The organism is Balneola sp. EhC07 (assembly GCF_001650905.1).
In the GTDB taxonomy this organism is placed as follows: Bacteria; Bacteroidota; Rhodothermia; order Balneolales; family Balneolaceae; genus Balneola.
In genome coordinates this window covers 1-11,822 of record NZ_LXYG01000001.1, presented here as the reverse complement: position 1 = coordinate 11,822, position 11,822 = coordinate 1, and the positions used below count along the sequence as shown (strand labels likewise).

The 11,822-nt window shown below is 38.7% G+C and carries 8 protein-coding genes; 4 read left to right on the top strand and 4 right to left on the bottom strand.

Going from position 1 to position 11,822, the window contains the following annotated elements:
- Positions 1-6: 6 nt before the first annotated feature.
- From A8B79_RS00045 to A8B79_RS00025, 4 genes are all read left to right on the top strand, one after another.
- Complete coding sequence (locus A8B79_RS00045; protein WP_235603507.1) at positions 7-1,368, top strand: amidohydrolase; 1,362 nt, start codon at positions 7-9, stop codon at positions 1,366-1,368.
- 8 nt (positions 1,369-1,376) lie between these two features.
- A complete protein-coding gene (locus A8B79_RS00040; RefSeq protein ID WP_066216296.1) occupies positions 1,377-2,690 on the top strand; it encodes an amidohydrolase family protein in 1,314 nt (437 codons plus the stop codon).
- Positions 2,691-2,822: 132 nt separating this feature from the next.
- On the top strand, positions 2,823-4,550 hold the full coding sequence (locus A8B79_RS00035) for a M28 family peptidase (RefSeq protein ID WP_066216294.1): 1,728 nt from the start codon (positions 2,823-2,825) through the stop codon (positions 4,548-4,550).
- A gap of 399 nt (positions 4,551-4,949) precedes the next feature.
- Positions 4,950-5,441 carry a hypothetical protein gene (locus A8B79_RS00025; protein WP_153038299.1) on the top strand — a complete coding sequence of 164 codons (492 nt, stop codon included), beginning with the start codon at positions 4,950-4,952 and terminating at the stop codon, positions 5,439-5,441.
- Positions 5,442-5,761: 320 nt separating this feature from the next.
- On the opposite strand, the gene A8B79_RS00020 is transcribed toward A8B79_RS00025, so the two are convergent.
- From A8B79_RS00020 to A8B79_RS00005, 4 genes are all read right to left on the bottom strand, one after another.
- Positions 5,762-6,193 (bottom strand): 6-carboxytetrahydropterin synthase, encoded by a 432-nt coding sequence (locus tag A8B79_RS00020; protein ID WP_066216285.1) that lies wholly within the window; start codon positions 6,191-6,193, stop codon positions 5,762-5,764.
- Between the two features lie 206 nt (positions 6,194-6,399).
- On the bottom strand, positions 6,400-7,692 hold the full coding sequence (locus tag A8B79_RS00015; RefSeq protein WP_066216283.1) for a hypothetical protein: 1,293 nt from the start codon (positions 7,690-7,692) through the stop codon (positions 6,400-6,402).
- Between the two features lie 31 nt (positions 7,693-7,723).
- Complete coding sequence (locus A8B79_RS00010; RefSeq protein ID WP_066216280.1) at positions 7,724-10,423, bottom strand: TonB-dependent receptor; 2,700 nt, start codon at positions 10,421-10,423, stop codon at positions 7,724-7,726.
- 349 nt (positions 10,424-10,772) lie between these two features.
- Positions 10,773-11,822, bottom strand: a 1,050-nt coding sequence (locus tag A8B79_RS00005) for a T9SS type A sorting domain-containing protein (RefSeq protein WP_153038298.1), incomplete at its 5' end; no start/stop codon positions are given.

The following is an 11,822-nucleotide window of genomic DNA, read 5'->3' as shown; positions in this document are numbered from 1 at the left end:
ATAAATATGATAAAACTATCCTCCTTTTTGATGCTGTTTTTGTGTACTTCTGTATTACAAGCACAAACAAAAAAGGGTGATGTACTAATAAAGAATGGAACTGTAATTACTATTACTGACGGAACTCTGGAAAATACAGATGTTCTGGTTCGCAACGGCAAAATCGACCGGATAGGCAAAAACCTTAAAACACCAAACGGCGTTGAAGAAGTAGATGCAACCGGCAAATTTGTAATGCCCGGGATTATTGATGCCCATTCGCATATCGCAGGAACTTCCATAAACGAAGGAACCAGCCAGGTTACTGCGGAAGTAAGTATGGAAGATGTAGTTGATCCTCTTGATGTAGGCATTTACAGAGCACTTGCAGGTGGTGTAACATCTATTCATTTAATGCACGGTTCTGCAAACGTAATCGGCGGACAAAATGAAACCTTAAAATTGCGTTGGGGAAGTACAAATCCTGAAGATCTTCGTTTTGAAGGCGCTCCCAGAACTATAAAATTTGCACTGGGTGAAAATCCAACCCGCGGCGGACGTTCAAGAGGTATTCAACCTCAAAGCAGAATGGGTGTGGAAGCAATGCTCAGAAATACTTTTAATGATGCCATCAAATATCGTGACGCATGGAATGCATACCGTTCAAACAAAAGCTCAAGAAAAGTAGCTCCTGAATACAGCCTGCGTATGGAAACAATGGTTGACATTCTGGAAGGCGAAGTTCTGGTTCATTGCCATTCCTATCGTGCAGATGAGATCTATATGCTGATGAAAGTCTTCTCTGATTTCGGTATCGAAAAATTAACTTTTCAACATGCAAACGAAGCATATAAAGTAGCTCCTGAACTGGCTGAATTCGGAGCATCAGCTTCTGTGTTTTCTGACTGGTGGGCTTATAAGCTGGAAGTTTACTATTCCACTGCATATAACGCAGCTATCCTGACTGAAAACGGAGTAACAACTTCGATCAATTCAGATTCAGGCGAGTTGATTCGTCACTTATTTCACGAAGCAGCTAAAACCCAAAAATACGGAGACCTTTCTGATAACGAAGCTTTAGCTTTAATCACTCTGAATCCGGCTAAACAATTGGGCATTGATAACAGAGTAGGTTCTTTGGAAAAAGGAAAAGATGCTGATATCGCTATTTTTGATAACCATCCATTGTCAATTTATGCTGTACCGCAAATGACTTTCGTGGACGGTGTAAAGTATTTTGATATCGAGAATGATGTTGCTGATCAGAGAATCTATATAGATCCTGAATCTACTGTTGAGGATGTTCAGATCCTTTACTCAAATGATCATGACAGATGCATGGAAGGTGCTAATGTTGTGAATTTCACTGACCTCTTTAATAACAAGTGAGGAACCAAATGAAAAAATTTATATCCATATTAAGTGTACTTGTACTGCTGCCATTATTTGCCGTTGCGCAAAATGATGGAGGAATAGTACGAGCCGATAATTCAAAATTTGCATTGACCAATGCTAAGATCTATACCGTAACAAACGGAGTTATAGAAAATGGTACCATCATAATTAACAATGGCATTATTGAAGCTGTTGGAGCTGATATCAACATTCCGGGCGATGCTCAGGTTATTGATTATTCCGGACAGGAGATCTATCCGGGAATGATCGATTCGGGAACACGCCTAGGTCTATCCGAGATCGGCAGTATTTCCGAAGCTAATGACTTCAGAGAATTTGGTGAAATAACTCCGAATATGCAGGCTTTAACCGCTGTTAATCCAAACTCTGTAGCAATTCCTGTTACAAGAGTTAGTGGTGTAACTTCTACTTTAACTATGCCTGCCGGTGGACCACTTCCGGGAACTGCTGCTACTATCAGTCTTTTTGGTTATACTCCGGATCAAATGTTTGCAGGCTCTAAGGGTGTGGTCATGAACTTCCCTTCTACTGCACAGCGCGGTTGGAGACGAAGAACTCCTGAACAGATCGAGAAAGCTCGTGAAAAAGCTCAGGAAACCATCAACGACGCTTTTGATAAAGCAGAATTATATGCGAAGATCAAAGAATCAGATGATGCTCGCTACTATCCGGAGATGGAAGCTCTCGCCAAAGTTGTTAACGGAGAAGTATTACTTTATATAGAAGTAAACTCAGCAAAAGACATCCTTAGTGCGTTAGAATGGATTGAAGAGCGCGGATACGAAAACGTGGTACTAACAGGTGTTGCTGAAGGCTGGCGAGTTGCTGAAGAAATAGCTGAAGCAGGACTTCCTGTTATTACAGGACCTGTACTTTCAACTCCAACCCGTGGCTCTGATGCTTATGATACAGCTTATAAAAACCCGGGCTTGATGCAGAAAGCAGGAATCAAAGTTGCTCTGCGTACTATGGACACTGAGAATTCACGTAATCTTCCATACAATGCCGGTTTTGCGGCTACATACGGCATGGGAAGAGAAGAAGCATTAAAAGCCATTACAATCAATGCTGCTGAGATCATGGGTGTAGGAGATCAACTTGGATCGATCGAGGTAGGTAAGAAAGCAAATATCTTTGTTTCTACCGGAGACCCTTTCCAGACTTCAACAAAAATTCTGGATGTTTTCATTGATGGATATAAAATTCCAATGACATCCCGCCATACAGAATTATATGATGAGTTCTTAAATCGAACTCCAGGATTAAATAAGAATGAAGTTAAGGTGGATGGTTAATTAACACACTCTTTATTGCTTGAAATTAAAAGGGATGGTCCACAAGGGTCATCCCTTTTTTATTAGCTGCTCACTTTTTAGGATAAATAATTTTAGTACTTTCATTTTCAATTTTCTACTCACTAAACTTTTATGAAACTTAAGTCTCTTTCTCTGCTCATTATAGCATTCCTTTCTCTTTCCTGTACTAAGACAGATCAAGTTCACGTACCGTTAGTCCAGCCCTATTTTGAAATGACGGATGCAGAATTTAATGCAGAACAAGCTTTCGAAACCGTTGCCTATATAGAACAGTACTTCCGTGTAGTTGGTAACGAAGGATTTAACAACAGCATTTATTTTGTGGAAGAACTTCTTAAAAATGAAGGGTTTGTTGAGGAATCTGAAGCAGCTTCGAATGATCGTCTCACATACAGAATTGAAAAAAGGGAGCTAAACAGACCTACATGGGAACCTGTTTCCGGAATGCTTGAATTAGGCAATGGTGAGCCTTTACTCAATTTTGATAAGAACCGGAATATGATGGCTATCAATTCTTTTAGTACAAAGGGTGTGGAGGAATATGAAGTTGTGAATGTTGGCGAAGGAAGAGATCTAAATTTTGATACCGACGTTAAAGGGAAAGTCGTATTTGCAGAAACTTCAGTTCGTTATTTGTTCAATGAAGCGGTTGTAAAAAGAGGAGCTGCCGGAGTTCTTGCTTACAGAATGCCCCATTACACACAACCGGAGAAGAATCAAACTTCTATTCAGTTTTCAGGTATTTCACTGGATGAAGACAAAGAATCATGGGGAGTTTTACTTTCTTATGCGGCTAAAGAAAACCTTTTGCAAGCGCTCAAAAATGGAAATAATTCTTTAAAAATAGATTTGAGCACAAAGATCTATGAATCAGAAGAACTGACTATTGTTGCCGAACTAAAAGGAAGTAAATATCCTGAAGACCGCTTTGTATTCAGCGCACATGTTCAGGAACCGGGCGCAAACGATAATGCGTCTGGAGTGGGCGTTTTGGCTGAAGTTGCAAGCAGCAGTGCGCGATTATTGAAAGCAGGCAAGATCGATCCGGAGAGAACAATAACTTACTTATTCGGAGATGAGATCGTATCTACAAATCGGTACATCACCGAAGATGAAGAAAGAGCGAAAACCATTAAATGGGGAATGAGTCTCGATATGGTTGGTCAGAATACCGATGTCACCGGCGGGTCTTTTTTAATTGAGAAAATGCCCGATCCCGGAGCAATTTGGACTCGTGGAGATGAAAAACATTCAGAATGGGGTGGTCGACCACTAACTAAAGAAGAAATGACTCCTCATTACTTCAATGATTTTATTTTAAACAGATTTCAGGAACAGGGAAAAGCAAAAGGTTGGATCGTTAATGTAAACCCCTATGAAGGCGGAAGTGATCATGTTCCGTTTTTGAGAAACGATATTCCAGGTTTATTACTGTGGCATTTTACAGATCAGTTTTATCACACTGATAATGACAGGATCGACAAAGTTTCCAAATCGACTCTTAAAAATGTGGGCACAGGTGCATTAGTAAGTGCATTAACACTGACAGGAGATCAGAAAAAAGCCGCTACTTTAATTTTAGAGGAAACCACAAATGCTGCCATTGACCGGCTACATGTTGAATTTGAATTAAGCAAAAATGAACTCTCAGAAAATGGCGATCTTGAAAAGGAGATCGATATTTTAGAAACCTGGGCAGATTGGTATGTTAAATCAATTGAGAGATCTTCCGACATCCTTACAAAAGATGATCCCATGTTTACCGAACAGATCAATGCTGCAACCCAAAAAATAATTTCGGAGAAAAATGCTCTGGTTGATCTTTTGAAAAACCTATAGTTCTATTTTAAAGTAATAGATGAAAAGCCTGGAAATTTAAAACATGCCTGAATTCACTGGTGGTCCATATCGTAAAAGAACTTGGCTTAGAAGTAACCTACCATGGTTTCTAATCAATCTTGGTGTTGCTAAGAAAGGAAAAGATTGCGAAAAGAAAGATGGTTCACATGAATGGTATAAAATTGATAATCAAAGCAGCGGTTGTTACCATTGTGAGGTTGTTAAAACTGGCAAACTATGGCTCCAAGAACCCAGTACATAACAAAGCATTTTAAATCAGACGCGGGCGGAGTGCGATCAATAACTTGTGTGCAATAAAATAAATCAGTTACTTCAACAAAAACTTAATCCCTGTGCCCATTAAACGCAGGGTCGTTATGTTACCAAACCCATTAACCATTGAAACTAATTAAATACATCTTTATAGTTTTATTCTGTGTTTTGTTTTTAAATGCTATTTCTTGGTATTTCATTGGTAAGGAGCATTCTTTAGATCTGTCCTTAAATTATTTCGATTACCGGGGGCCTATACCCCATATTGATACATTATTTGTGTTTTCTACCTATACACTCGAAACCTCAGATGGTAGAATTGTGGAATTTGATGATATCTCTCATTTTAAAGAATCAACGAGATCATCTTTCTTAGAAAAGCTAAAAGTTGAAAGCCAAGTTCAAAATCTAATATTTAAAGATTCATCAACAGATCTATTTAGCGACTACCAATCTGGTAGTCTGAATTTCAGTGTAGATGTAGAGTATACTTATCCCTTCTATGTTAACTTTTTTTCGGGTGTTTCTGTCTATGGGTTTGGTGCTGAATATGAACAGAGCTTTATTTGGTTTTTCAAATGGTGGCCAGTTGGAGAAGCCAGTGGTGGCACGTCCTAAATTACAACTTAATAAGCGTTTCAAGCGGACTCCCCAAAGATCTCTTAAGTCTGTGACTTAAGAGTAGCAGCTCAGCAAGTTTGTAACTTGCATTACCAGCTTTGGTTTTTAAATTATGACATGCCTTTCTAAATCTATAATCCTCAACAAGCATAAGGATGGAAGTCACAGACTTCCCTTAGGCTATTCAAAATCCATCATCAAGGCACATTATTACAGGAAGCAGGAGCTTCCAAATTGCATTCCGCAGCGGAGCTACGGAACGAGAATTAACACGGATTTTACAGATGTGGCTGATTAGAGGCGTAAAATTTACATAACTAAACCTTCTTAAAAGGGCAATACTCTGCAATATTTCTTTCGGTTTCGTAGAGTTTGACGCTGTAGAGTACTCCTCCTTCCGAAGAAGCTTCTTCTACTTCTTCTTTTAACTCTTCATAAAACGCTTTAACCAGGTTTTCCGAACTTGGTAGGATTCCTTCCAAAAAAGGGACATCCAGATTCAGATTTTTGTGGTCGCAAGGTTCCACTATATTTTCTTCAATGATCTGCTTTAGATCCGAAAGATCAATTATAAAACCGGTTTCAGGATTTGGCTCTCCTGCTACTGTTACTTCCATAACATAATTATGTCCATGCCAGTTTGGATGATTGCACTTTCCAAAGGTCTTCTTGTTCCACTCATCACTTTTAGATGGATTATGCAGCCGATGTGCAGCGTTAAAATGTGTTTTTCTTGTTACAAGTACCAAAACTTACCCTTTTTTGAGTTACTCACTTAACCGAATAGTAAGAACTTCGGTTCCCGAATTATATAGCTAATAAAAGAAATTTACAGGATGAATCAGAAAAGTAATGACAAAAAAAAGAGCCCCGATTTCATCAGAGCTCTCATGTGATCAGCACACCTCACAATTTCTGTGAGACGTAATATGTAGAGTTAGCTACAAACTCTAATTTAGTTGTCGCTCCAGCGAACCCAATTTCCTGTTGCCCAGTTTGTAGAACCAAAGGCTCCTACGTATGTAGCGCTTGAATTAAAGAAACTGTTACTTGGAGGAGTTGCACCTGTTACCGGGTTTGCAACTGTGTAATCATAACCTGCTGCATTTGTGAATCCAGGTGCTTGTTCCATTGTTACTGCACCGAAATCAGTTGAATCAGCAGCATTGTTGAAACCTTCATTATTCCAAACAATAGTGTTGTCAATAGAAAGGTCGTTAGGGAACATAGCTCTGGTGTCATCTTCGATCTTGAAGTTCAAGCCATCAAAATCAGTAATAATGAAGTTTTCAAGAGTTCCGTTGAATTCTTCTCTTAAACGCATACCGTAGTTTTTATCTTCAGCATCTTTGGTTGCACCATCTTGCTTCAAGCCAACTAAAGTAACATTATAAAGTGTTGGGTTAGTTTCTCCACCTGAACCCAGTGTCTTAACACCATCAGACTCAAAACCATTATCTGCTCCGGCAAGCTGAACACCTAACCAGAATTGACCATTTCCGTTCCAACCCTCATCCATGTCGAAAGAATCATCATCGTTGAAAGAAGAGATCAGATATTTTGCGTTTACTGAGCCACCGAACCACTCAAAACCATCATCAGTACACTTGTAAACTTGTATGTATTCTAAAGTAGTGCCTGAGCCAACTGAATAAAGACTTAAGCCATTTAGCTCTGAACCTTCGGCGAAAGAGAAACCTACATATTCAATTCGAACATATTTAAGGATTCCGCTGTCATCGTTATTGTTGGTACCACCATACTGAATTGCATCAGGAAGACCTTCAACTTCTCCTTTTCCGCCATCGATATTGTTGATCCCTTCTCCGGCCAGCACGATGCCACCCCAGTCGCCCGGTAGTTTTGTATCACGAGCTGAAGTAAATACAATTGGATTGTTTGCAGTTCCTTCAGCAACTAATCTTCCACTAGACTTAGGTGTGTCAAAGTTTTCCGCATCTGCAGGTAGCGTTATGATTGCTCCTACTTTATCTACATCGTTGTTGTGATAGGTAAAGCTTACTTCTACTCCCGCATCAATAGTTAAAGTTACTCCGGGAAGTACGTAGTATTGTCCGGTTAATTCCTGATCTGTAGACCACCTTGTGTCTTCAGCGATTACAGTGCCGGGCAGAGCTTCATAGATTGCCGGTAACTCAGTGTCTTGATCATTGCCGTTATTATCATTACAAGATGCGAATGATAATGCTAAAGCAAACAGAGTTAGAAGCTTAAGATTAGATTTCATGATTTTTTGTATTGTTTTTATTTGTTAAGTATTAATTAAATGAATAGTTAAAACTGATTGAGAAACTGGTTCCGATCTCATATTGGTTAGTAATGATATCGCCTTGCTGGAATACCACATTGTCACCCAAAATATTTTCCACACTTGCATTAACTGATGCATTACCGAAGTTTTTAGTAAAACTCAGATCCAGCTTATTAAAAGATTGCTCATACTCGTCATCCGGTTGTTCGTTATTTCCTACAGCAGAAATACGATCTCCAAACTTGTTGAATGACAGAGTTATTTCGGAATCAATGGCAGTAAAAAAGTAGAATGCATTCATATTAAGTGTGTATGGAGATTGCCCGTACATTGGTCTCTCTGCATTCGCCTGACGGCCTTCAAACTCTCCATCAGAATATTCAACAGCTGAAAGGATATAAGAAAAGTTACCACTCAGTCTCAGTTTCTCAGTGATGTTCTTTCTTCCTTCTAGTTCAACTCCGTATAGGTCTGCTGATTCAACATTATCATAGCGAACTTCATTATTCTGAGTAATTCGATTAAATATCTCGATCGGGTTCTCGAATTTTTTGTAAAACATACTGAAGGCCAATAATTCACCAACATTAGGATATGTTTCTAGTCTAAGATCATAGTTATAGATCTTAGTTCGCTGAAGATCAGGATTCCCAAAAACGGTTCTCCCCCCTAATTCATCCTGAAAACTAAATTCTGACAGCTCTCTGAACTCAGGGCGAGCTAAAGTGATAGAGAACGCACTTCGTAGATTTGTCTTGTCACTTGGTCTGAATGTTGCATTAAAAGCAGGTAAGAGGTCGATCTCATTAACCAGAACTTCACTATTAATAGACTGAATTGAATTTTCTACTCTCAACCCGGAAACGAAATTCCAGTTACTGCTTGGCGACCAGTTTAAGGAGAAATATCCTGCAGCTAATTCCTGCTCACCATTGTATGAGTCTCTGGAGTTTGTACGCTCTGTAAGTAATAAACTTTCATTTAGGATATTTTCCGGAGTAAAAATTTCTTCAGGAGAAAGTGTTTTATCTATATCCGGTGCACCTGAAGAAGGATTTGCATCATAGATCAATTTAAATGATTCAAAATCTCTGTCTTTGTATAAACCAAATCCGCCAACTTTTACACTTATTTTTTGAACCGGCTTAAACTCATAATCCAGCTTAGCAGAGTAGTTATTATCATTTTGGAAAGAAAAGAAGTGAGAATTGCCGCGGAATGGTAATATAACTTCAAGATCACCGGCATCGGTTCTTACATATTGAGTAGTTCTGCGATCCGGAAGGTCTCTTACTGCTTTCGAATAAGTTAATGATGCGTCTAGGCTGGACTCCAGAAAATCCGGGAAATACGTTTCGAAAATTAAAGTGCTTGAATAGATCGCTCTCCTGTCAAACTCTGACAACGTTTGCTTGTTATCATTATCAAAATTGTAGTATGATCCTTCTACAGTTGAAAACAGATTGTCGGAGGAATTAGAGTACAAATTCTTGATACCGATCTTTGTTAATTCATTCGGCTTCATAAAAACGTTCAACATTCCATTCAAGCTGGTATTTTCTTGCCCTGAATTTCTGATGTAATCAGACCCTAGTAATGTTTCGCCGGTATTCTCATTAAAATTATTGATATACCTTAAAGTCTCATTTGTTCTTGAATCAGTGCTGTATCTATAGCTTAAGTTGGAAACTATACCGATCGGCATCTTGTCCTGATTGAACTGATTGCTGTAACTGAAACCAAATTTTTGACTGGGCAGAGACTGAATATTTTTAGATGACCAAGAGTTACTAAGCTCGCTCACTACTTTTCCCGCTTCTTGCGAACTTGTAATTTGGCTGTCTTCTATATCTCTTGGGAGGCTTCTGAAGCCGTTATCGTATCCTAAGAAATCAGTTCCACCACCGTTATAACCCAAATAGTTTTTGAAAGTTGAGTTAGTGTTGAACCCTGTAGTGTATGAGAAAGAAATGCTTGGATCGTTAGGAAATTCTTTCGTAATAATTTGTACAGAACCGCCTGAAAACTCACCTGACTGATCCGGAGTGTAAGTTTTTTGTACAACTATGTTATCAACTATGCCACTTGAAAGAATATCAACCGGTGCTTCCTTTTTATTCGGATTAGTGGAAGGAATTGGTGAGCCATTCAATTGAACATTACTATATCTGTTACCAAGTCCACGAACGTAAACGTCCTTACCACCAATTACAGATACTCCTGAAACCCTCTTCATGGCTGAACCCACGTTTCCGTCTGTAGAACGTGAAATTTCTTCAGATGAAATTCCGTCCTGAACTGCTATAGCTTTTCTTTGTATTGAAAGCAGTCCGGCCTCACCACTTTTGATAGCCTCTGCTGTAACTACAACTTCATCGAGGTCTGCTACATTTGTTTCCAATGCGATGTTGATAGAAGTGGATTCACCATCATAAACGACAATACCCGTTACTGTTTGAGTCGTATACGAGATATAGGATACTGTTAGCGAATACGTTCCTGCTTCTAAATTACGAATTGAGAAATGACCGTCCAGATCGGTAGCTGCCCCTTTTGTAGTTCCGGTTATTCCTACGCTAGCGCCAATAATTGTCTCACCATTTTCGGCATCGACAATGGTCCCGGTTATTTGTCCGGTTCCTTGTGCAAAAACTGCAATAGAGCATGTCCAGAGCAGTAATGTTAAGAAGTGTTTTAGATTTTTCATTGTGTGCTGATATTTTATTTTGATCACCTTATTTGGTGAACAAAAAATACCAACAGCACTTTGCTATACTGTTACCAGCAGTTTATGCTTTAATTACCGCACTGTTACCTTAATGTTAAGCGTCGCGCGCTGTAATGTAAAATCCCTCTCAAAATGCTTTATTCACTATTTTTTTAAAAACTGTTCTTTGCCCTTTTTTATTTTTCTGATATTGAGCGCAAAGTAGTTTTAAACAAAAATTATAAATAACTCTTTTAGACATTAAAAAAAGAGAGTTCCGATTCATCAGAACTCTCTTGTGATCAGCACACCTCACAATAGTTGTGAGACGTAATAACTAGAGTAAGAATTACTTGATTAAAGTCATTCTTTGTGTTTTAGTAAAATCAGCACCAGTTAAACGGTATAAGTAAATACCACTTGATAGGTTAGTAGCATCAAATGTTACAGAAGAACTACCTGAACTATATTGCTCGTTATTTAGTAATGTAGCCACTTCTCTTCCTAACATATCATATACCTTCAAAGTAACTTTTTGTGCACTTGGCAACTGGAAGCTAATTTGAGTAGACGGATTAAAAGGATTAGGATAATTTTGCTCAAGAACAACTGAACTCGGCACTGTTGTTACTTCTTCTTCATTGTTTGTAACAATACCTTGGTTGATAAAACCTAAAGCATCAAGCCCTGTCCAACCTACCATCCAGTTTTTAACTCCAAAAGCACCTTTATAAGTAACTTCTGTAAAGAACTCATCATCAGGAATCACTGCTCCTGATGATGCAGGACTACCTTCATTGAATCGAGGATCTAAACCAAATGTACTAGCGGTTCTATCAATACTTCTTATTAGAGGGTCAGAAATGGTATTAACATTAGCAGTAAGACCTAATTCAGTAGCTACAAAAGGTGCACTCGAAATTGAAGCGAAATCAGTTCCTGCACCAAAATCAAAGAAAATACTATTCTTGATGTTTAATGAATCTGCTGCTAATCGAGACTCACTATCAACCTCAGTTCCCTTCTCTTCCACTTCAACGGCTATTGCTGAATGCGCTGTAAAAATACTATTGTGATATTCACCACCAGTATTATCTCTGAATAACATGAACTCTCCACTACCATCACCCGCTGGAATATTGGATGATCCAGGACCAATGTACGTAGCATTTGAAATCACTGGGAATGCATATGGGTTAGTATCTTCTGATGACACTGAAGATCCATCCATTTCCGCTACACGACCGGCATTATCTGTATCTTGGATCGCAAACCAAAATTGACCTTTTCCTCTAAATCCTTCATCCCAGTCAAAAGAATCATCATTATTGAATGCAGAAATTAAGTACTTGGTATTTACCGTTCCTCCAAAAAATTCAAATCCATCATCACCTGATGC

Coding starts and splice junctions, on each gene's coding strand:
- A8B79_RS00045 (WP_235603507.1), top strand. CDS start 7: ATGATAAAACTATCCTCCTTTTTGATGCTGTTTTTGTGTACTTCTGTA.
- A8B79_RS00040 (WP_066216296.1), top strand. CDS start 1,377: ATGAAAAAATTTATATCCATATTAAGTGTACTTGTACTGCTGCCATTA.
- A8B79_RS00035 (WP_066216294.1), top strand. CDS start 2,823: ATGAAACTTAAGTCTCTTTCTCTGCTCATTATAGCATTCCTTTCTCTT.
- A8B79_RS00015 (WP_066216283.1), bottom strand. CDS start 7,692: ATGAAATCTAATCTTAAGCTTCTAACTCTGTTTGCTTTAGCATTATCA.
- A8B79_RS00010 (WP_066216280.1), bottom strand. CDS start 10,423: ATGAAAAATCTAAAACACTTCTTAACATTACTGCTCTGGACATGCTCT.